The sequence below is a fragment of the Klebsiella sp. JN_Kp122 genome (genome assembly GCF_040062085.1).
Classification (GTDB): Bacteria; Pseudomonadota; Gammaproteobacteria; order Enterobacterales; family Enterobacteriaceae; genus Klebsiella; species Klebsiella aerogenes.
In genome coordinates, this window is sequence record NZ_JBEAHW010000019.1 from 147998 (window position 1) to 169706 (window position 21709).

Here is a 21709-nt window from a genome sequence, read left to right on the forward strand (position 1 = left end):
AAATAATCATGAGGTATCATTCCCCCCAGAAGGGGAATGATACCTAATTTTGCGCAGGAGCCCATAGTCCATGGGCATAACATGAGGAATTACGAGGATAATTCTTGCGATTTGTCCGCGGGAACGCGGTTATTCAACACATCATCGAGCTGTTTGGCATCGAGTTCTTTCACCCATTTCGCGACAACCACGGTCGCCACGCCGTTACCCACCAGGTTGGTCAACGCGCGCGCTTCGGACATAAAGCGGTCGATACCGAGAATCAGCGCCAGGCCCGCCACCGGCAGATGCCCTACCGCAGAGATGGTCGCCGCCAGTACGATAAATCCGCTCCCGGTGACGCCCGCGGCCCCTTTCGAAGAGAGCAGCAGTACCACCAGCAGGGTGATCTGATGGAAGATATCCATATGGCTATTGGTGGCCTGGGCGATGAACACCGCCGCCATCGTCAGGTAGATGGAGGTGCCATCGAGGTTAAAGGAGTAGCCGGTCGGTATCACCAGCCCCACCACTGATTTACGGCAACCCAACTTCTCCATCTTATCCAGCATTCGCGGCAGCGCGGATTCGGACGAAGAGGTCCCCAGTACAATCAGCAGCTCTTCGCGGATATAGCGAATGAACTTGAAGATGCTAAATCCAGTGGCCCGCGCGATAGAACCCAGTACCAGCACCACGAACAGGATACAGGTGATGTAGAAGCAGATGATCAGTTGGCCCAGCTGTACCAGGGTACCGACGCCGTATTTACCGATGGTGAAGGCCATGGCCCCGAAAGCGCCGATCGGCGCCAGGCGCATAATCATGTTAATGATGCCGAAAATGACCTGCGAGAAGCTCTCAATGACGTTGAAAATCAGCTGGCCTTTGCTGCCTAAACGATGCAGCGCAAAGCCAAACAGGACGGCAAACATCAGCACCTGCAGAATATTACCGCTGGCGAAAGCGCCAATCACGCTGCCCGGAATAATATCGAGTAAGAAGGCGACAACACCCTGATCTTTAGCCTGCTCGGCGTAGACTGCCACCGCGTGCGCGTCCAGCGTCGCGGGATCGACGTTCATGCCCGCGCCGGGTTGCACTACGTTGACGATGATAAGACCGATAATCAACGCAATGGTACTCACCACTTCAAAGTAGAGTAGCGCCACCGCACCGGTACGACCGACGGCCTTCATGCTTTCCATCCCGGCAATCCCTGTTACAACGGTACAGAAGATAACCGGAGCAATGACCATTTTAATCAGTTTTACGAAGGCGTCGCCGAACGGTTTCATCTGCGCGCCAAGTTCCGGGTAGAAATGGCCCAGCAAAATACCGATAGCTATGGCCGATAAAACCTGGACATAGAGGCTTTTGAAGAGAGAGAGTTTCATAGGGTGTCCTTTGGGAATAACCACAGACAATGAAAGGTTATCTGTGTCTGTGGCTTAAAAATAACACCCTGGAAACATTTCAGAAATAAGTAAGCGCGAAGTTGCAACGGAATTGTTAAAATATTTGAGCTGACTCGCACAAACAAATAAAAATGTTACAAACTTGCATCGTCCTTATCGGCCTGCAGGAAGCGCTGCATAAAGCTTTCCAGCGGCAAGGCGCAACCAAACAGGTAACCCTGAGCGACATCCACGCCAGCCGCTTGCAACCATGTCAGCTGTTCTTCTTTTTCAACGCCCTCAGCAACGATCCGCAGCTTGAGCCCGCGTGCGAGCTGAATTATCGCCGGGACCATACTGGTATCATCCGGCAACATATCAATAAACGCCTTGTCGATTTTCAGGATATCAACCGGCAGCGATTTCATATGTTGCAACTGGCGCAACCCGGCATAACCCATGCCGAAATCATCCAGCGCAATACGCGTGCCGGCGTCGCGCAGCGGGCGCAGCAGGTCAATCACCGCCTGCGGATCGTCGAGACGGCAGCTTTCCGTCACCTCCAGCACCAGGGTGCCCGGGGCGATACGATAGCGTTCAATGAGTGCCTGCAGCTCAACGCCGCGGTCAGGATGCAGCAACTGCAGTAACGAGACATTCACCGACAACGGCAGCATGATCCCCTGCTGCTGCCAGGCTGCCAGCTGGCGGCAGGCTTCTTCCATCACCCAATAGCCTACCGGCACCATCAGCCCGCAGTTTTCAATACGCTCAATCAGATCGCACGGCAGCGACCAACCGCCATCGGCCTGTCGCTGGCGCAGCAGAACTTCCGCACCGCAAATATCACCGCTGGCAATATCCACCTGCGGTTGAAACCAGATGGCGAACTGCTGATTCTCGAGCGCGGTGAGGATGTCGTGCTCTTCCATTAACCGACGCTGGGCTTTTTCCATCTGCTCGGGGTCAAAGAACTCGATCTGATTTTTGCCCTTGCGCCGCGCCGTCACCGCGGCGGAAACCGCCCGACGATAAAACTGTTCGGCGCTCAGTTCGCTATTAAACATCGCGATACCGACACTGGCGCAGGGCCGCAGCTGGACACCGTGCAGCGGCAATCGCTCGCTAATGGAAGTAAGCACTTGCTTACTTAACGACACCGCTTCCCACGGCTTGCTGAGTCCGGGGGCAAAAATAGCGAAATCGTAACCGCTCACCTGCGTCAGCACCATATTGGGTGGGATAACCGCTTTCAGCTTCTCAACCAGCGTCAGGAGCAGCATCTCGCGCTGGCTCTCTTTCAGGACGCCTGCGGCATCTTGCAAGGTCTCACAGGCTACCACCAGCAGCGCCGAGGGTTGCGGACGGGTTGTGGTCTGCTCCAGCATCGCCATCAAAAAGGCTTTGTTGGGGAGCTCAGACACCGGGAAACGGGTCGATTGCAACGATAGCTCATCATGCTGACGCAGCAAAGACTGCTGGTTGCGATTGTAGCAACGCACCAGCATGCCGATTTCATCATCCTGGTGCAGTCGCGGCAGGCTCAGCTGATGTCCGAGCCGTTCCTGCGGCGGAATATCGTTAAGCTCGCGGGCGATGGCGCGCAGCGGGCGAACAATCAGCCGGTTAATGCACCAGGTTAGCGCCACCGTCAAAATAAGCACCAAAAGTAAGTAAGTAGTCACTAACGTCGCAAGCGCGCTCATGACGAATTTATACATGCGATAGGAATCCGCCTGCAACACCAGATAGGCCAGCGGCTGCGGGTTAGCCGGACGCTCGAGTGAGTAAATCGGCAGGGATATCTGTACCGGCAGTTCAAACAGGCGAGTGATCATCACCGGCACCGGTCGTTCGGGAATAAAGCGCATTCGCAGCGCCTGAAATTGATTCGGTAGTACCACATCCGCCCGGCTGACGATGCCAGCAGGCTGAATGCGGCCCAGAATAGCTTCCGCTTCGGGAATGTCGGCTTTCAAAATTGCCGCCGACAGGGGCTCGCGAACGGAACGGGCGATACTTTCTAATTGCGTGGCCGTGGTATAGCGACTCTGTTGCACAAAGTGAAACAGCAAAATGGAACAAAAGACCAGGACAAACGCCATGGACACGCTCGCGACCATCGCCATCTGTTTAATTGTAAGTGAGCGGCTGACGCGCAACTGTGTTCTCCACTGAAACTGAACAACTATCCGGCGAGATCCATCAATACCGGTCGTTTTCAGGCTGATTATATACGCAAATTGTTCGCTCTCGCCCGCAAGACAGGTTCTTCCCGAAAGCGGCGGGCGAGGTACGGCGAGTATACGCGAACAGCGAGGTGGATTGGCGATTAGCCGTAGAAATCAGGCTAATCTGCTACCAATCCGCATAAGGCACCAACGGCTGCGGCGGCATATCCATGTCGCCCTGCCAACCGGCAGCTGAATAGCGCACGTACAGCAGCGCGTGGCTCGGGGTGTAATCTTTCGCCTGCTGAATATCCACAGCCGCGCCGACAAACCAGTTGCCGGTGACTCGCCGTTCCACCAGCGCCCGTGCGGTATAACCGAAGCCCTGGCTGCTGCCGCCCTCTTCTTTTAGCTGGCTGGCTTCGTAGCGATACTGCGACGGAATCAAATTCAGCAACGGATAGCGCGCCTGAGTTTGCGTGCGCGAATGGGACCACGACACCGACCCGCCGAGTTCCCACGACCAGTTTTCGGTACGCTGACGCCAGATGACCGGCACCGAGAAGGAGAGATACTCCTGCGGGCTGTAGTAACCGCCCTGGCCCAGCGTGTAACCGCTGAGGTCTTTGTCGTAGTGCCAGATCATATTGGTCAGGCCGACGGTCACCCGGCGATTATTTTCATTGATCGCTTTATAGTAGTAACCGGTCATCCAGCGTACGCGCCAGTTGTCCTCGACATTTTTGCCGGTGAGTTGATCGGCACCCAGCGATGACCAGATGCCGTTAGCCTCGCCTTTATCGTAGCTCAGGCTGATGCCGCCGCCGGCAGCGCGGACGCCGCCCCAGGTAGTACCGGTATGGCCGTCGTTAGGATTATCTTTTTGCCCGCCGAAGGAGAGCAGCGAGCTGGAAATGGGTCGCCGGTGGACGTTGACGGTATAGCCGACCGGGCCGGCATCGCCGCTGTAACTCAGTCCGCCCACGACATCCACCACATTAAAGCCCATCGGCGTGGTGCCGATATCGCCGCTCCAGGTGTCGTTCTTCCAGCCAACCGCTACGCTGGCGCCGCCATCGCTCTGATTTTTACTGCCGCCATAGCAGCTAATTTCACCACAGGTCCCCCAACTCGGCGAGTAACCGCCATCGCTATTAGTGGAAAACGACCCGGCGTTCATATTCACCACATCGGTACGGAAGAACATCCGCCCGTCATACAACGGCGCGTCCACCTGCAACATGGTAGTGTGCGCTTTGAGGTCTGAATAACCGCCGGTGCCGCTCGATCCCCAATAGTCGTGCTCAAGGGTAACGTTAAGATCCTGCTGGCGATAAAGATCGGCGGCGTCGCTGCGGATCCCGCGCTTCAGCCAGTCATCCTGGCTATCGTTGCGGGTCAGGCGGGTAAAGGTGTCATTATCCTGCGGGCGAACGCGGGTCACGCCAGCGGCCACCATCGCGTCTTTATAGCTTTCCAGGGCCTGCTGTGGTTGCTCGCTTTGCGTCTGGAAACGCGCGGCATCACGCAGCACCAGCGCGCTTTCCATCGACGGCGGCTGGCTTTTCGCCTGCGGAACGATGCGGTCAAATATTTGTTGCGCGCCCGCGGTATCGTCAAATCCGGCGCGGGCCAGCGCTACCCGGCGCTGCATGTTGATCGATTCAGTATCCGCATCCTTCAACTGCGCGACCTGCGCGCGGGCGGCGTTTTTATCGCCCTCGGCGAGATAGACTTCCGCCAGGCCAAGACGCGCATCGCCATTATCAGCCTGCTGGCTCAGCACCCGATGGTACTGGGCTATCGCCTCTGCGCTATCGCCGCGCTGCTGCGCCCAATCCGCCAACGCCAGATCGTAGCGGATCGATTCCGGCTGCTGTTTAATCAAGGCAATGGCCTGCGCTTCCTGCCCGCTATCGCGAAGTTGGTTGGCCTCGCGCATCACTTTGTCGCTTTGCAGACGCCCTTCCAGTTCACGAATATTATCGGTCCACTGTCCGCGCGGTAGCGCGTTAATTTGCGCCAGCGCCCTATCATCCTGATTATTACCGGACAAATAGAGGCCGTAGGCGTAAACCCGTTCGGCATCGCCCGGCTTGCGGTTGGCCATGTTACGCATCAGCGCGTCCGCTTCCGGCCGCTGGCCGGCGCTGACCAGATCTTTCGCCAACCGATAGGTTATCCACACGCTTTCAGGATCCAGAGCCAGACGCCGCCGCTGCACCTCCACGGCCTGCGCCCAGCTGCCCTGGCTTTCCAGCGCTTCGGCCTGTTTTTCCAGCCGATCGTTGGTAAGACTGCGTTCGATATCATCAATACTGCGCCGCTGGCTGGCGGGGAGGCTGGCAATATAGGCGCTGGCTTTTTCCGGCGATTCACGACGATAAACATTCGCCAGACCGCGTACGGCGAGATTATTGTCGCGATCCATGCGTAACGCCTGGCGATAGTAGCGTTCGGCGGCGGCGTCATCTTTGCGCGCCGCGGCGACATCGCCTAACCCCAGAACCGCGTAGCTGTCGGTGTTATCCACCCGCTGCGCCTGGGCGTACGCATTTTGCGCCTGCGCCAGTTGGCCTGCTTTCAGCGCGTTATCGCCCTGTTTAATCAACAACCAATAGCGGTTGGTCTTCAGCAAACTGTCCCACTTATCGCGATTCGGGCTTTTCGGATCCATCGCGATCGCTTTATTAAGCTGCGCCACCGCCCGCGCCCGGTCGCCGCGCTGTGAGTAGGCGGCGCCCAGCGCGCCGACGGCATCGCTATCGCGGGCATCGGCGCGTACCGCCTGCTGCAGATCGGCCACCGCCTGCGCCGCATTCCCGGATTTCACCGCCGCCAGCCCTTCGCTTTTGGCGAGGAAGGCTGGGTCTTGCAGTTGAGTTTGCTGCTGCGCCAGCAACACCCGGGCGTTAGCGGCGGCGGAACCGGCGGGGAACTGGAGCAGGAATCGCTGTAGTGCCTGAACGCTGCCTCTGCTGACCGGCATACTTTTAATTTCGCCGAGCCACATATCAGCCGCAATTCCGCGGCCTGAGGCCGAACGCGCCATCTGTTCCAGATAGGCGAAGCCTTCCTGCGGCTTGTTATCTGAAAACATCAGCTTCGCCAGCGAGGTCAATAACGTGACGTTATCCGGGGTTGTGGCATTAAGTTTTTTCAGCTGGCTGACGCCTTCGCTATGGCGAGCGGGCAATCGCGCCACCAGCGTCCAGTATTCGATAGCGGCTTCGGTATCCGTTGGGACGCCGCCGAAGAGCTTTTCATAGGCGGCGACGGCTTCATCGACTTTCCCGGCAACGCCGAGCAATCGCGCCTGCTGCAACGCCTGGCGACCGCTACCGGTACTGATCTTCATCTCGTTGCGCGTCACTTGTAGCGCCGACGATTCCGGAGCCAGCTTTGCCAGCAGATCGAGTTGCTTTTGCGCGCCGGCGGTGTCGCCCTGGCGCAGAAGATAGCGCGTCCGCGCGGCAAGATAATCGGGGTTATTCGGGTCGATCAGTTCCAGCCGATAGAGTGACTGACGCACCAGGTCCTCACGACTGCTGGCCTCGCCAAGACGCACTTGTTCCAGCAGATGCTGCTGCGCAGGGGTATTCTCCGCCTGCGCCAGCGGCAACAGGCCAAGGCCGACAGACAGCGTGATGAAGCTTAGTGAGAACTTGCGCATGCCTGGTTCCAGTCAGGTTGTAATTCGCCACCCGCGGCGAAACGAAAACGATGTTGATCCCACCCCTGGCCGAACAGCGTCAGCACCGCGCTGTAGTAGGCGTCCGCGTCGGGATAATGATCGGCGACCCGTTGGCGTTGTAGCGCGCGGGCGTCGTCATCTTGTAAAAACGGCAGCATGGCGGCGGAGAAGCCAACCGGCCCCTCGCCAGTCGTTTTCCCGCTGGCGATATTGGTTTTTTCCGGCGGTAATCCCTGTTTGATCGTCTGAACCGCCATCGGTTTGAAACGCGCCAATAGCGGCGCTTTTTGTTGATCGGCGTTATTGAGCATGCCGACCCACAGATAGACGCGGATAGCGTCATAGCTGCCAATAATCGGTTTATCGGTTTTCAACTGCCAGCCGCTACCTTTCTCATAGCGCACCCAGTCCGGCGAGAAGCCTTTTGGCGCCGTTTCCAGCAGCAGTCGCAGATTGCTGTCGCGGATCTTCGGCCACGGCGCGCCAAAGCGGGTAAAGTAGGTGGCGAGCTGCGGCGGCAGATAACTTGGATTAAAGCGCCAGCCCTTGTCGTCCGCGAAACCAACTTTCCCCGGCAGTACCGACGGCCCGAGCCCCGGAACATCAGCGACTTCTTCATCGGCAATCCGCGCCAGCAGCGCTTTTCCTACCTCAGTATAGTTATCAACCTTCCACAGGCGTCCGGCTTCCAGCAGCGCCCAGGCAATCCACAAATCAGAATCCGCAGCTGAATTGCTGTCCAGCACCGTCCATTCATCCTCGCTCTTTTTCCCCCATAGCCATCCCGGCAGATGGGCGCGCAGATCGCCCTGCGCCAGGTTGTTCTGCGTCCACTGGAACAGCTTATCGAAGCCCTGGCGATCGTTGGCCGCGAGAGCGAAGAACAGCGCGTAGCTTTGCCCTTCGGAGGTGGTGATTTTGCGCGCATCGCTGGGGTCGATGACCCGCCCTTCGGCACTGACATACGCTTTTTTAAACTGCTCCCAGGCGGGCCACTGGCAGGCGGCGCTAACCTGCCCCGCCGCCAGCATCAATACCGAGAGAAGTACCCCACGAAATGCGTTCATCAGCAATTACTCATCATCAGGATCAAGACGGCGACGGCTGAGAATACGCAGCATGCGCCACAGCACCCACGCCAGCAGCACAATGCTGACGGCCGCCAGAATCGCCAACAGTATCGGATGGCTGGAGAGCGCAAACCAGATGCGCTCGAACCACGGCAGATGGCCGACATAATAGATATCGCCAACCCGCAGACTATTGACGCCGGATTCGCGAATCACCGCCACCGAACCGAACATCGCCGCCCGTTTGCCGCTGTCATTTAAGGCGTTTGTAAGCAGCTTGTTGCCGCGTGGGCTATCGGCCATCAGGGCGATCACGCTGCGCTGGTCGTTGTATGGCGACTGGAAGCCGATAATCGCCGCCATTGGCCCGGAAGAGGTGATGTCGGTTCGCGTATGCGGCGTGCGGGCGTCATCGTCCGGGTAGATGCTGGCCAGGTCATAGTGACGCATCGGCGTTTTCACCCAGGTTTTGGTCGCCTCAACCAGCAGATTGATTTTGCTGTCGTCTTTCAGCGATGGCGGAATAGCGCCAATCAGCATCAGGTCGGCATCTTTGCCCTTAATCTGGTTACCGTCATCGGTCATCTGCAAGTTGATAGCCGCCAGCCCGCTCTGCGCGCCGATGCCGCCTACCGCCTGCAGTAGCGTCTCCACCTGGCCCGCATCAGGCGTTTTCGGCACCACGATCAGCGTCTGAGAGAGATCGGCCATGCGGGTATACGGGAAACCGGCGTTGGCGAAGACGCGCAGATCCGGCATCGCCAGGAAGTGGTAATACTTCGAAAAATCGATGGTGGAGTCATCGCCGATGACCACGTGATTCTGCACCGGCTGGAAGGTAATGCAGTTATCGATGTTGCCGCCGGGCATCGGGTTCATGTACTGGAAATCGAAGCGCAGCTGGTTCATCGCGCCCAGGCGCAGCGCGGGTATGGTCACCTGGTTCTGGCCGTCCAGTAACCCCTGCAGCACCGGTAGGCGTAAAATCAGCTTATTCACATCCTGCGAGCTATTGAGGCTGAACGACTGCAGGAACTGATCGTTTAGGCTGATATCCATTCGCGAGCTATCTTTGATCGGCGGCATGGTATAGCGATACTTCAGGTCCATATCGATGCCGTTAGCGCGCAGCAGATACAGATCCGGCGGCAGATTCAGCGCCACGTTAATCGAATCTGGCACCAGGCCGCTTGATTGCAGTTGCTGTTCATAGGTTTTCAGCTCGCCGAAAGTCACCGGCCTGTCGGTACGAACCCAGTTCGGCGCGTCATAGGGCTGGCGGGCTTTCAACTCTTTCACGCCATCCACGACAACACTATCGCCGCGGAACAAAATATTCCCCTGGGCAATGCCCTTGGCCGCCAACAGCAGGTCTTGATCGTTGCGACCGAAGATCACCAGCAGCTTGACGTACGGGTTGCTCGGATGGTTGACCATTTCGATAGTCGGCGCTTTCACCGGCGGATGGTCGCGCAGGAAGTCCGGACGCTTATCGTTGGTCGCGAAGATGATAGCGTTACGTTCCGGTATCTCATTGAAGTGGACCGGGAACTGCTGGCCGCGCCAGCCAGCCTTGCTGCCAAACCAGGAGGCGACAATCGCCGCCGCCTGCTGTTGTATGACGTCAGGCGCAGCAGCAAAAACCATCGGCAACGTCAGCGGACGGTTGTCGCGCGAGTCGTAGAACGGCACCGGGAAGTGGGAGAGATCGTTACGGACCTGCAGCGACTGATAGGTTAAATCCAGCGAGCTCTCACGACCGATATCAAGCCACAACGTACTGCTCGCCGGGTTTTCGCAAACGTCGCGATAGTGGCCGACGAACTCCAGCCGCACGCGGTTAAAATCGGTGATATACAGCGGATCGACGGGGATCTGGGCGCTCACTTTTTTACCCAGTTGCTCTTTGGTGACCGGCAGTACGCCCATCAGCTCGTCGTTAAGATAAACCTTCAGTTGAGACTGCACCGGCAGCAGCGATGGCGACGGCGTGTAGTCAAGATTGAGCAGCGCTTTGGCGACCACCTCATCGCTGCGCATACCGAACTCTACGGCGCCCTCAGGATGAGAACCGCGCAGCACCATGCTCCCCGGCGGCGGCGCGATTTGCGCAAAAGTCAGCTTCACATCGCGAGAGGGAATGTTGTCCGCCACCACCACCGGCGCGGCGGCAGAATCGATAACCGTCGCCGTTGGCTGGCCATCGTTAACGACCGGCGCTGGCTGAACAGCTCCCGCTGTCGCTGGAGCTCCGGCAACCACGGCCTCCGGCGACGTCGCCGGAGCCGAAAATGTTGCGAAGGGGTACCAACTGCTCATTCCCACCGCCACTGCACAAATCAAGGAAAGTTTTCTTTTCATCGCATTATCATCATTGTTGAGCCATTGCCGGTTCTGCCGAAAGCACCGCCGCGGCGCGTTCGGGACGGCGCGGTAAAAACGATACAATCCAGGCCACCAGCGAGGTGAGCGAGCGGAAAATAACCTTCACCGACGGCGGCGAGAACTCCGCCAGGTGACGATATCCACGGAACCCCAGCTTGAGGATATCCAGCAGGCTTTCCATCGGCTTATCTTCCGGGAAGCTATCCTGCCAAAGCGCCCACGTATCAGCGCGGGCAAACGTACACTGCACAAAATCAATATGTTGCTGGTTTGTCAGCGGCAGCAATTGCAGACCGACTTCGCCGCCGTTCACCCGCGCGACGCGTACCGGGAAGTCATATTCTTGCTGTCCGCGTTTGAGCAGCAGATTCACGTGTTGCCCTTCCAGTACCCGCGCTTCACCGTGAATTTTTATCCCCAGGCCGCCGTCCGAGTAGTCATGAACGGTACAGGAGAACAGGTGGCCATCCGGGCGGGCAATCGCCGCCGGCATCGACATCTCTACGCGGTGCGAACGCCGCACCTGTTTGCTCTCCACCGACACCGCCACGGCGCCGCCGAGGATGATTAAGTTATAAAACACCCAGATGATACTGACCCAGACGGTTAAAATTTCGTTTTCGGGCCCGTACATAAAGCGCCAGATGCCGACCGCCACGCCCACCAGATTGAGCAACACCAGATAAATATAGGGGCGGGAAATAACCCAATCGACATACTCATCCTTCACCAGTCCGCCTTTGGCGGTGACGTTAAACTTGCCTTTATGCGGGTTAATCAGCGCGACGAAGGTCGGCGGCGCGATATACCAGGCCAACACCGTTTCGTAGATTTCACTCCAGAAGGAGTGGCGGTACTTGCCCTGGATCTTCGAGTTGGTCAGGCTGGCATGAATCATATGCGGCAGCACGAACAAGGCGATCATCAGCGCCGGCGCATAGATGATATAGGCGTGTAGCAGCAGGAAGGCCAGCGGCGCGGTGAGGAAGATAAGCCGCGGTATACCGGACAAAAAGTGCAGCATCGCGTTGACGTAGCAGATACGCTGCGCCAGCTTCAACCCTTTACCGAATAAGGGGTTGTCGAGACGGAAAATCTGCACCATCCCGCGCGCCCAGCGAATACGCTGGCCGATATGCGCCGACAAGCTTTCCGTCGCCAGCCCCGCCGCCTGCGGGATGCGCATATAGGCGGAGGTGTGGCCACGACGATGCAGGCGCAGTGAAGTGTGAGCATCCTCGGTGACCGTCTCAACGGCGATACCGCCGATTTCATCCAGCGGGCCGCGGCGAATTACCGCGCAGGAGCCGCAGAAAAAGGTCGCATCCCACATGTCGTTGCCGTCCTGCACCAGGCCGTAAAACAGCGTCCCTTCATTTGGAGTTTTACGAAAACGGCCCAGGTTGCGTTCGAACGGATCCGGCGAGAAGAAGTGGTGCGGCGTCTGCATCATCGCCAGCTTTTTATCCTTCAGGAACCACCCCATAGTCATCTGCAGAAACGAGCGGGTGGGCACGTGGTCACAGTCGAAAATAGAGACGAACTCGCCTTTCGCATACTTCAGCGCATTGTTGATATTACCGGCCTTGGCATGTTCGTGGCTGGTACGCGCGATGTAATGTACGCCGACATCTTTCGCGAACTGGCGAAACTCTTCGCGACCACCGTCATCAAGGATCCAGATATTGAGCTTATCCTTCGGCCAGTCGATACCCTGCGAAGCGTAGATGGTATTTTTCACCACGCTGAGGTCTTCGTTGTAGGTCGGGACGAAGATATCCACCGTCGGCCATACGTTCATATCTTCCGGTAGCGGCACCGGCTGGCGATTCAGCGGCCACACCACCTGGAAATAGCCCAGTACCAGCACAATCCAGGCGTAGGTTTCGGCAAACAGCAAAATCAGCCCGCACACCAGACTGACCGGATCATTCCAGTTCAGCGTGGAGGTATAGCGCCACCAGATATAGCGACAAGAAACGGTCAATGACAACACGATCAACATCAGGGCAGAGAAACGCCCCGGAATACGCCGCACCAGCAGCGCAACGCCCCACAGTAACAGCAGGAAGATAAACTGCGACAGCGGGTTAAACGGCTGGGTGATACACAACAGCGCCAGAATCAGCGAGAAGAAGGTAATGGTGCCAAGCACCAGCCGCCGCAGCTGCGGATGCAGATGTTCAAGCTCTTTTTGCTTATCGAGGTGGCCGGTACGGGTGTTGACCTTCTCCGGTAATTTTTCCAGCCACTGCGCGTAGCGCCCGTGAACCCCTTCCAGTGCCGCCAGCGAGCGCCAGTTTATTTTTTTATCCGCTTCCGGCACCCGGGTCGCCAGCAGCCAGAGCGACTGCAGCAAATAGCGCAGCGGATCTAACGGGCGTGGGCGATGCGGATTAATATGCGGAAAATAGTCGCCATGGTGTTCGCGAATAGCTTGCCAGCGCGGCGTCTCAAGCGGCATGAATGCCCACGCCAGCGACGCCCACAGGCAACCGAGAAAAGCCGAAAGCACCGACGCGCCATGCTGACGATAGTCATCATAACGTTCACTCAAGCGCTCGCCCACCGGCGGCGCCAGCAGCAACGTACTCAGGCGGATCATGCCGCCCCCTCCCTGGCATAGTGCAGCAGGCACCAGTTGGCCAGCGTCAACACCTCTTCCGCCGCCAGCGAATCCTGGCGGTATTCGCCAAGAGGCTGTTTCGCCGCCAGACACTCCGCCATCGCTTCATCGCGGTGAATCGTGACCGGCAAAATACGCCGCTGGCTTTCCAGCCACAGTTGATAGAGATCTTCCTGCAGCTGGCTGCCGACGCGCATGTCGTTAATCAAAATATCCGCGTTGGCAGGCAGCGCCTGCTGATGCAGACGTATATGACTGTTACCGTCGGGGTGCACAACCTGCAGCGCACGATCGCAGACGCTCAGCAGTTCGCGGGTAAGCGGAGAGTAGCCTTCCGGAATATCAAGCAGCAGCCAGCGGTGGCTCCCCTGCTGATCGAACAATTTGATTTGCGCTGCGATGGGTTCCAGGGTCGGACTCAGTTTATCAACGTGCTCGCGTTCGCCGGGGGTCAGGCGGCCAAACGGCAGAAGATCGATATGCGCGGTGTAGCGCAGTCCGGCGTCGCGCCAGTCGCGACCGTCAATCAACGAGCGCGCCCAGCCGTTGTGATGGTCGAAATCAACGTTGAAAAAAAAGCGCAGCATATTGTCCGGGCTGGCATCGACCACCAGCACCGTTTCGCCGAGCAGCTGTAGCGCCCAGGCCAGTGCGGCGGTAATGGAGGTGGTGCCTACGCCGCCGCGTATGCCTTGTAATCCCAGAATCGCCATCGACGGCTTCCTTACTTTTTCTCTGCTAATTCGGCCAACAGCGGCCAGCGTTGCAACGCCGCGGCGAGCTGTTCGCGTCGGGAAATATCGTGGTAATCAATATCCGGCAGGGAAAATGCCCGGCTTAATGCCAGGAAATCATTTTGGAAGGTATATCCCAGCGTCGCATCGCCAGGTACCGCAGGGTCTTTTTCCGGCATTTCTCTGTCCATTCGAAAAACACATTATAAAACCAGGAAGTGTAAACCGCTCATCCCTAAAATTACGTGTACATGCTAAAACTGATGTCCTTTAATTTCAATGTTAGGTTTACTCTCACGCTTTCGCTAGTAAACTAATCATTGTAAATAGGGCGCGCGAGGGACATCGTGGATATTGTATATACGTTGGGTATTTCATCGTTATGGGACGAAGTATGCCATATGCCCGTTGGCGGGGTGTGGTGGCTTAATGTCGACCGCTATGCCGACGCCGTCAGCCTGATGAATCAAACGCTGGAAAGCCAGGCGCAGGACAGCAAAGTCGCCGCCGTAGTGATGGGCAAAAACCCTAAAGAAGTCATGTCATTAAAAAAAGATCGCGGCCCTAATAAAATCGCATTATTCACGATGCCCGATCGCCCGGAAGGCCTGAGGGAGTTGCACCGCGACCTACTTTGTTCGATGGAACCTGGCAATTATTTATTTATTCTGCTATGTACAGAAAATTCCTGGCAAAATATAAAAACAGAAGAATTACTCCGTTGGGTAGAAAAATCGAATCGATGGGCCAAATACCATAACTGCTCTCTTATGATACTTAATTCTGCTAACGATACCGACAAACAACTTTCCCCGTTATTACGCCAGTATCGAGCCCTTTCCGGGCTGGCGAGCATTCGTTATCAGGGCGATAGCCATCTATTTGATATCGCATGGTGGGGCAGTGAGAAAGGTATTAGCGCGCAGCAACAGTTGGTTATTTTACACGATGATGAGGGCTGGCGACTGGCGCAAAACGAAGAAGCGGTGGTACAGCCGCGCAGCGACGAAAAAATCGTCCTCAGTAATTTGCGCGTGCTGGAAGGGGCCCCCGCGCTTTCCGAATACTGGACGCTGTTCGAAACCAATGATGCCGTCTTTGAAGCCGGTCGTACCGCGCAAGCGGCCACCCTGCTATTTTCCATCACCCAGAACGAACAAATAGAGCAGCTCGGCCGCTATATCCATACCCTGCGTCGCCAGCGCGGCAGCGCCCTAAAAATCGTGGTACGTGAACAAACGCCGAGCCTGCGCGCCACCGATGAACGCTTGCTGCTAAGCAGCGGCGCCAACATGGTGATCCCCTGCAGCGCCGGGCTTTCACGCTGCCTGACGCTCATTGAAAGCGTGCAAAAGCAGAAATTTACTCGCCACGTTCCGGAAGACTTCAACACGCTGTTGACCTGGAGCCGGCCGCTTAAACTTCGCGGCTATCAAAAGTGGGACGCCTTCTGTGAAGCGGTCGGCAATATCATGGCAAACACGCTGCTGCCGCCGGATAGCAAAGGGGTGATGGTGGCGTTACGCCCTGCGCCGGGGCTACGCGTTGAACAGGCATTAACCCTGTGTAAACCTAACCGCATGGGCGATATCGTGACGATCGGTAATAATCGATTAGTGCTGTTCTTATCGTTTTGCCGGGTAAATGACCTCGACACCGCATTAAACCATATCTTCCCATTACCGACCGGAGACATTTTCTCTAACCGTATGATTTGGTTTGAAGACAAGCAAATTTCAGCGGAAATCCTGTTGATGCGGGGCCTCTCCCCGGACAACTGGAACACGCCGCTGCCAATTACCATAGGCAAAAACGAAGCCCTTAACGTTAAGCACGATGGGCGCCAGTGGCGGCGAATCCCGGAACCCTGGCGGCTCTCCACCGACGGAGAACCGCGGTCATGATGTCTATCGCCGATATCATTCAGCTGATCGTATTGTGCGCCCTGCTGTTTTTCCCACTGGGATATCTAACGCGCCATTATCAGCGCCGTATTCGCACGACTTTGCGTTTGATGTTCTTTAAACCCCGTTATGTGAAACCAGCCGGCGTGCTGCGCCGGGATAATGCGACCAGGCAGGGCAAACTGAAAAAATGACCAAAGCAAAAACTACCGCTACGCCGCTTCCGCTATGGCAGTACTGGCGCGGCCTGTCTGGCTGGAACTTCTATTTTCTGGTGAAGTTTGCCCTGCTGTGGGCGGGGTACCTGAACTTCCATCCGATGCTTAACCTGGTGTTCCTCGCCTTTCTGCTGGTGCCGATCCCCCGAGAAAAACTGCACCGGGTACGCCACTGGATAGCGATTCCGCTCGGCTTTGCCCTGTTCTGGCATGATACCTGGTTACCGGGTCCGGAAAGCATCATGAGCCAGGGTTCGCAAATTGCCGGTTTCAGCGCCGATTACATCTGGGATCTGATCACCCGCTTTATTAACTGGAATATGGTCGGCGCCTTCTTTGTGCTGCTGGTGCTGTGGCTATTCATCAGCCAGTGGCTACGCGTTACCGTATTTGTTTCGGCTATCATGGTCTGGCTGGTTATCAGCCCGCTGCTGCCCTCCTTCACCTTATGGCCTGCCGGTCAGCCGACCACGGCAGCGGCCACGCCGGCGGCAACAACCGGTGGAACCACAACAGCCGCGGCATCCACCAGCGCTGCCGCCAGCGGCGATATCCCGCCGCAGACCGAACCGCCAACCTCGGCTAACCTCAGCAACTGGCTGAAAACTTTCTATGCTTCTGAACAGAAAAGAAAAACGTCATTCCCCGCTCAGCTTCCTGAGGATGCGCAGCCGTTTGATCTGCTGGTGATCAACATCTGTTCCCTGTCATGGTCGGACATCGAGGCTGCCGGGCTGATGGATCACCCGCTGTGGAAACATTTCGATATTGTCTTCAAAAACTTCAACTCCGCGACCTCCTACAGCGGCCCGGCAGCGGTTCGCCTGCTGCGCGCCAGCTGCGGCCAGCTATCTCATAGCAACCTGTATCAGCCATCGGGCAGCGAGTGCTATCTGTTCGAAAATCTGGCGAAACTGGGCTTTACCCAACAGCTGATGCTGGGGCATAACGGCGTATTCGGCGACTTCCTCAAAGAGGTTCGCTCACTCGGCGGCATGCAAAGTCCATTGATGGATCAGAGCGGTTTGCCGGTTATCCTGCAAGGCTTCGACGGATCGCCTGTTTACGACGACCAGGCGACGCTCGATCGCTGGCTACAGTCTACCGAGAAGCTCAACACGCCGCGTACCGCGACCTTCTACAACACGCTGCCGCTGCACGATGGCAACCATTATCCCGGCCAAAGCAAAACAGCCGACTATAAAGCTCGCGCGCAGAAATTCTTTGATGAGCTGGACGCCTTCTTCACCGAACTGGAAAAATCGGGGCGTAAAGTGATGGTGGTGGTGGTGCCGGAACACGGCGCCGCGCTGAAGGGGGATAAGATGCAGGTTTCCGGGCTGCGCGATATCCCAAGCCCATCGATTACCAACGTCCCTGCGGCGGTGAAATTCTTCGGCATGAAGGCGCCGCACCAGGGCGCTGCGGTGGAAATCACTCAGCCTTCCAGCTACCTCGCGGTTTCTGAACTGGTGGTGCGCGCCCTGGACGGCAAGATGTTTACCGAAGATAACGTCAACTGGCAGCAGTACACCGCTAACCTGCCGCAGACCGCGGCGGTATCGGAAAACTCCAACGCTATCGTCATTCAGTATCAAGGCAAACCCTACGTGCAGCTCAACGGCGGCAGTTGGGTGCCATATCCGCAGTAAAGACGAAAAAGGCCGCAGGAGGATTCCTGCGGCCTGTTCGGGCGCAAATTGCCAACGCAGCAGACTCACGCCCGCCGGTCCGTCACTTCTGGTTATGCATCCAGCTGACGATAATGCTGACCACGATGCCAGCAATTATCGGCGCCGCCAGATCGTCCCATAAGATCAGACCCAACTGTGTGAGCGTCATAGAGCCGCCTGTATTGCAATGGCAACCGTTCGCGGCTATCTTTAACTTGTCTGGAGTTAGTGATAGCCCTCGTTCAGTTGCCTGGTTAACACCAGCAACGTGCGAGGGTTTTCTCTTTCCAGCAACTTATCTATGCCGCCGGGGTTCAAGCCCCCGCAACATTGCGCCTCACCGGGCGAACCCAGCTTGGCGTCGATTCTACTGCTCCGTGTTATCGCCTTCACCACGCCCTTTAGCAATCTGCGAGGCGCATTCCAGCAACCAACCACATTCTGCGTGCCGCCAGGAAAAACGAAAAAGGCCGCAGGAGAATTCCTGCGGCCTGTTCGGGCGCAAATTGCCAACGCAGCAGACTCACGCCCGCCGGTCCGTCACTTCTGGTTATGCATCCAGCTGACGATAATACTGACCACAATGCCAGCGATTATCGGCGCCGCCAGATCGTCCCATAAGATCAGACCCAACTGTGTGAGCGTCATAGAGCCGCCTGTATTGCAATGGCAACCGTTCGCGGCTATCTTTAACTTGTCTGGAGTTGTCGATAGCCCTCGTTCAGTTGCCTGGTTAACACCAGCAACGTGCGAGGGTTTTCTCTTTCCAGCAACTTATCTATGCCGCCGGGGTTCAAGCCCCCGCAACATTGCGCCTCACCGGGCGAACCCGGCTTGGCGTCGATTCTACTGCTCCATGTTATCGCCTTCACCACGCCCTTTGGCAATCTGCGAGGCGCATTCCAGCTCTCCCCCGCATAAATCATCACGCGACAACCCGCCTACCATCACGCTCGCGCTTTCTCCGGATTCTCATCCTGATCAACGGCAAAGCAGGCCACTAGTTGGCCGCCGTAATCCTTAAGCTGCGGCTGAAGCTGGGTGCATGGGCCAAAGCGTCGGCGGCAGCGCGCATTAAAGGCGCAACCCGGCGGCGGATTCAGCGGGCTCGGCAGTTCGCCGGTCAGCTTGATGCGCTCGCGCCGATCGTCCGGGTTCAGTCGCGGCGTCGCCGACAGCAGCGCCTGAGTATACGGATGACGCGGGTTATTAAAGATCTGATCCTTGGTCCCCTTCTCTACGCAACGGCCAAGATACATCACCATGACTTCATCAGCGATGTGCTCGACGACCGAGAGGTCGTGGGAGATAAATACGTAGGACAGTCCTAAATCCTGCTGCAAATCCATCATCAGGTTCAGCACCTGGGCGCGTACCGAAACATCCAACGCGGAGACCGGCTCATCGGCAATCACCACATCCGGATCCAGCATCAGCCCGCGGGCAATGGCGATACGCTGGCGCTGACCGCCGGAGAACATATGCGGATAGCGATCGTAATGCTCCGTTTTCAGGCCCACCTTCGCCATCATCGCCAGCGCCTTTTCACGCCGCTGCTCTTTGCTCAGGCTGCTGTTAATCAACAGCGGCTCTTCCAGAATCTGCCCCACTTTTTTACGCGGGTTCAGCGAACCATACGGGTTCTGGAACACAATCTGGATTTTTTGCCGCCGCAGCTTTTGCGCCTGCGGGTCGTGCTTGAGCAGATCCTGCCCCTGATAATACAACTCGCCGCCAGTGGGGATTTCAATCATCGTCAGTAAACGGCCCAGCGTCGATTTGCCGCAGCCCGACTCCCCCACTACCGCCAGCGTTTTACCGCGCTCAAGAGTAAAGGAGACGCCGTCCAGCGCTTTCACCAGCCGTTCCGGAGCGAACAGCCCCTTCTTCACCGGATAGTGTTTTTTCAGATCAATGGCCTGCAACAACGGTTGTTGCGTGGCGGCCTTTTGCGTACTCATAATCCAGGCCTCCCGGCATCATCGAGTGGGTAGTGGCATTTAGACTGACGGCCGCCGTCGAGATCCGCAAGCGCGGGCTCTTCGCTCCGGCATTTATCCGTTGCGTAGGGGCAGCGCGGGTTCAGCAGGCAGCCGTTAGGACGATCGTATTTCCCCGGCACCACACCCGGGAGCGAGGCCAGACGCGCCTTATCCTGGGCAAACTCCGGCAGCGCGCGCAGCAACGCCTGGGTGTAAGGATGACGCGGCGCGCGGAAGATATCTTTCGCATCACCGGTCTCCACCACCTGACCCGCGTACATGACGATAATTTTATGCGCGGCTTCCGCCACCAGCGCCAGATCGTGGGTAATCAGCACCAGCGCCATATTCTCTTGCTGCTGCAACTCCAGCAGCAGTTCGATAATCTGCGCCTGAATAGTCACATCCAGCGCGGTAGTCGGTTCATCGGCAATCAGCAGTTTTGGCCGGCAGGCGATAGCCATCGCGATCATCACGCGCTGGCTCATCCCGCCGGAAAGCTGGTGCGGATAAACGTCCAGCCGCGAGGCCGGGTCAGGAATACCCACCAGGTTCAGCAGGTCGATCGCCCGCTGGCGGCGGGTTTGCTTATTGCCGCCCTGATGGACCTTAATCGCTTCCATAATCTGGTAGCCGACGGTAAAGCACGGGTTGAGGCTGGTCATCGGATCCTGGAAGATCATCGCCACTTCCGCCCCCACCAGCTGGCGCCGCTCTTTTTCCGAAATTCGCTGCAAATCGCGGCCGTTAAATTCCAGTTTGTCCGCCATCACCCGGCCGGGGTAATCAATCAGCCCCATAATCGCCAGCGAGCTCACCGACTTACCGGAACCCGATTCCCCCACGATGCCGACCACTTCGCCCTGCTTCACGCTATAGCTGATGCGGTCTACGGCGCGGAACGGCGCATTCTCATCGCCGAAATGCACCGATAACTTATCTACATTTAATAACGCCATCTCGAACCTCTTACTGCTTCAGTTTGGGATCGAGCGCGTCACGCAGACCGTCACCCATCAGGTTAAATGCCAGCACCGTCAGCAGGATCGCCACACCCGGGAAGGTCACTACCCACCAGGCGCTTTGCGCGAACTGCAATACGTCGGAAAGCATGGTGCCCCACTCAGGCGTCGGCGGCTGCGCGCCCATACCGAGGAACCCCAGCGCTGCCATGTCGAGAATGGCGTTAGAGAAGCCCAGCGACGCCTGAACAATCAGCGGCGCAAGACAGTTAGGGAGAATATTAACGAACATCTGGCGCATCGCGCCGGCGCCCGCCACGCGGGAAGCGGTAACGTAATCGCGGTGCACTTCCACCAGCACCGCCGCGCGCGTCAGACGCACATAGTGCGGTAGGGCAACGAAGGTGAGCGCCAGCGAAGCATTAACGATTGACGGCCCGAAGATAGCCACCAGCACCAACGCCAGCAGCAGGCTCGGCAGCGCCAGCATGATATCGACCACGCGCATGATGACGGAGTCCACCACCCCGCCGAAATAGCCAGCAATCAGCCCCAGCACCACGCCGAGGATCAGCGACAGTACTACCACCAGACAGCCTACCAGCAGCGACAGGCGCGCGCCGTACATCAGGCGTGAGAGAATATCGCGACCCACGTCATCGGTGCCAAGCAGATGCGCCAGGCTGCCGCCATCCTGCCAGAACGGCGGCGCCAGCAGCGAATCACGGAACTGATCCGCCGGGTTATAAGGGGCGAGAAAGTTGGCAAATACCGCGATGATAATCATCACCGCCACATACACCAACCCGACGACGGCACCCTTATTGCGTTTGAAATAGTGCCAGAACTCCTGCAGCGGGGTCATTGGCACCGGTGCGGCGACAACTTTATTTTCTGTAATTTGTGACATGATG

16 protein-coding genes are annotated in these 21709 nt (G+C 57.3%); 3 read left to right on the forward strand and 13 right to left on the reverse strand.

Annotation, left to right across the window (positions count from 1 at the left end; genetic code table 11):
* Positions 1–89: 89 nt before the first annotated feature.
* The 8 genes from ABLU78_RS08065 to bcsR all read right to left on the reverse strand — a co-directional run bounded on the left by ABLU78_RS08065 (position 90) and on the right by bcsR (position 14235).
* Entirely contained in the window at positions 90–1376 is a 1287-nt protein-coding gene (locus ABLU78_RS08065; protein WP_015369244.1) for a dicarboxylate/amino acid:cation symporter, read from the reverse strand.
* A gap of 155 nt (positions 1377–1531) precedes the next feature.
* Positions 1532–3538, reverse strand: a complete 2007-nt coding sequence (gene hmsP, locus ABLU78_RS08070) for a biofilm formation regulator HmsP (RefSeq protein WP_032713109.1) — start codon at positions 3536–3538, stop codon at positions 1532–1534.
* 196 nt (positions 3539–3734) lie between these two features.
* Positions 3735–7220, reverse strand: a complete 3486-nt coding sequence (gene bcsC / locus ABLU78_RS08075) for a cellulose synthase complex outer membrane protein BcsC (protein ID WP_048229913.1) — start codon at positions 7218–7220, stop codon at positions 3735–3737.
* Positions 7202–8308 carry a cellulose synthase complex periplasmic endoglucanase BcsZ gene (gene bcsZ / locus ABLU78_RS08080; protein ID WP_045386603.1) on the reverse strand — a complete coding sequence of 369 codons (1107 nt, stop codon included), beginning with the start codon at positions 8306–8308 and terminating at the stop codon, positions 7202–7204. Before bcsZ ends, bcsC begins: the two co-directional genes overlap by 19 nt.
* 6 nt (positions 8309–8314) lie before the next feature.
* Complete coding sequence (gene bcsB, locus ABLU78_RS08085) at positions 8315–10672, reverse strand: cellulose biosynthesis cyclic di-GMP-binding regulatory protein BcsB (RefSeq protein ID WP_348820385.1); 2358 nt, start codon at positions 10670–10672, stop codon at positions 8315–8317.
* 10 nt (positions 10673–10682) lie between these two features.
* The gene (bcsA, locus tag ABLU78_RS08090; protein ID WP_042893589.1) at positions 10683–13301 is read right to left on the reverse strand and encodes a UDP-forming cellulose synthase catalytic subunit; all 2619 of its coding nucleotides are present in this window, start codon (positions 13299–13301) and stop codon (positions 10683–10685) included.
* On the reverse strand, positions 13298–14035 hold the full coding sequence (gene bcsQ / locus ABLU78_RS08095; protein WP_048229909.1) for a cellulose biosynthesis protein BcsQ: 738 nt from the start codon (positions 14033–14035) through the stop codon (positions 13298–13300). The genes bcsA and bcsQ overlap by 4 nt, the downstream gene beginning before the upstream one ends.
* An 11-nt stretch (positions 14036–14046) precedes the next feature.
* The gene (gene bcsR, locus ABLU78_RS08100; protein ID WP_015369237.1) at positions 14047–14235 is read right to left on the reverse strand and encodes a cellulose biosynthesis protein BcsR; all 189 of its coding nucleotides are present in this window, start codon (positions 14233–14235) and stop codon (positions 14047–14049) included.
* A gap of 168 nt (positions 14236–14403) precedes the next feature.
* Between bcsR and bcsE the strand changes: the two genes are divergently transcribed.
* From bcsE to bcsG, 3 genes are read left to right on the forward strand one after another with little or no spacing between them, the layout of a single operon-like run.
* Positions 14404–15960 (forward strand): cellulose biosynthesis protein BcsE, encoded by a 1557-nt coding sequence (bcsE, locus tag ABLU78_RS08105; RefSeq protein ID WP_015703761.1) that lies wholly within the window; start codon positions 14404–14406, stop codon positions 15958–15960.
* Positions 15957–16154 (forward strand): cellulose biosynthesis protein BcsF, encoded by a 198-nt coding sequence (gene bcsF / locus ABLU78_RS08110; protein ID WP_015369235.1) that lies wholly within the window; start codon positions 15957–15959, stop codon positions 16152–16154. Before bcsE ends, bcsF begins: the two co-directional genes overlap by 4 nt.
* Positions 16151–17830 (forward strand): cellulose biosynthesis protein BcsG, encoded by a 1680-nt coding sequence (bcsG, locus tag ABLU78_RS08115; protein WP_015369234.1) that lies wholly within the window; start codon positions 16151–16153, stop codon positions 17828–17830. The genes bcsF and bcsG overlap by 4 nt, the downstream gene beginning before the upstream one ends.
* Positions 17831–17912: 82 nt before the next feature.
* Here the strand turns inward: bcsG and ABLU78_RS08120 are convergent, their stop codons facing one another.
* The 5 genes from ABLU78_RS08120 to dppC all read right to left on the reverse strand — a co-directional run bounded on the left by ABLU78_RS08120 (position 17913) and on the right by dppC (position 21705).
* A complete protein-coding gene (locus ABLU78_RS08120) occupies positions 17913–18020 on the reverse strand; it encodes a type I toxin-antitoxin system toxin Ldr family protein (RefSeq protein WP_015703763.1) in 108 nt (35 codons plus the stop codon).
* A gap of 371 nt (positions 18021–18391) precedes the next feature.
* A complete protein-coding gene (locus ABLU78_RS08125) occupies positions 18392–18499 on the reverse strand; it encodes a type I toxin-antitoxin system toxin Ldr family protein (protein WP_015703763.1) in 108 nt (35 codons plus the stop codon).
* A gap of 299 nt (positions 18500–18798) precedes the next feature.
* Positions 18799–19812 (reverse strand): dipeptide ABC transporter ATP-binding subunit DppF, encoded by a 1014-nt coding sequence (gene dppF, locus ABLU78_RS08130; RefSeq protein ID WP_015369233.1) that lies wholly within the window; start codon positions 19810–19812, stop codon positions 18799–18801.
* Positions 19809–20792, reverse strand: a complete 984-nt coding sequence (gene dppD, locus ABLU78_RS08135) for a dipeptide ABC transporter ATP-binding protein (RefSeq protein WP_015703765.1) — start codon at positions 20790–20792, stop codon at positions 19809–19811. Before dppD ends, dppF begins: the two co-directional genes overlap by 4 nt.
* A gap of 10 nt (positions 20793–20802) precedes the next feature.
* Positions 20803–21705, reverse strand: coding sequence for a dipeptide ABC transporter permease DppC (dppC, locus tag ABLU78_RS08140; RefSeq protein WP_032713101.1), 903 nt, complete (start codon positions 21703–21705; stop codon positions 20803–20805).
* Positions 21706–21709 lie beyond the last annotated feature (4 nt).

Bases quoted from the DNA above. Each gene is read 5' to 3' on its own strand.
- ABLU78_RS08065 (WP_015369244.1), bottom strand. From the start codon at position 1,376: ATGAAACTCTCTCTCTTCAAAAGCCTCTATGTCCAGGTTTTATCGGCC.
- bcsQ (WP_048229909.1), bottom strand. From the start codon at position 14,035: ATGGCGATTCTGGGATTACAAGGCATACGCGGCGGCGTAGGCACCACC.
- bcsZ (WP_045386603.1), bottom strand. From the start codon at position 8,308: ATGAACGCATTTCGTGGGGTACTTCTCTCGGTATTGATGCTGGCGGCG.
- dppF (WP_015369233.1), bottom strand. From the start codon at position 19,812: ATGAGTACGCAAAAGGCCGCCACGCAACAACCGTTGTTGCAGGCCATT.
- bcsG (WP_015369234.1), top strand. From the start codon at position 16,151: ATGACCAAAGCAAAAACTACCGCTACGCCGCTTCCGCTATGGCAGTAC.
- bcsA (WP_042893589.1), bottom strand. From the start codon at position 13,301: ATGATCCGCCTGAGTACGTTGCTGCTGGCGCCGCCGGTGGGCGAGCGC.
- ABLU78_RS08120 (WP_015703763.1), bottom strand. From the start codon at position 18,020: ATGACGCTCACACAGTTGGGTCTGATCTTATGGGACGATCTGGCGGCG.
- dppD (WP_015703765.1), bottom strand. From the start codon at position 20,792: ATGGCGTTATTAAATGTAGATAAGTTATCGGTGCATTTCGGCGATGAG.
- bcsR (WP_015369237.1), bottom strand. From the start codon at position 14,235: ATGCCGGAAAAAGACCCTGCGGTACCTGGCGATGCGACGCTGGGATAT.
- ABLU78_RS08125 (WP_015703763.1), bottom strand. From the start codon at position 18,499: ATGACGCTCACACAGTTGGGTCTGATCTTATGGGACGATCTGGCGGCG.
- bcsF (WP_015369235.1), top strand. From the start codon at position 15,957: ATGATGTCTATCGCCGATATCATTCAGCTGATCGTATTGTGCGCCCTG.
- bcsC (WP_048229913.1), bottom strand. From the start codon at position 7,220: ATGCGCAAGTTCTCACTAAGCTTCATCACGCTGTCTGTCGGCCTTGGC.
- bcsB (WP_348820385.1), bottom strand. From the start codon at position 10,672: ATGAAAAGAAAACTTTCCTTGATTTGTGCAGTGGCGGTGGGAATGAGC.
- dppC (WP_032713101.1), bottom strand. From the start codon at position 21,705: ATGTCACAAATTACAGAAAATAAAGTTGTCGCCGCACCGGTGCCAATG.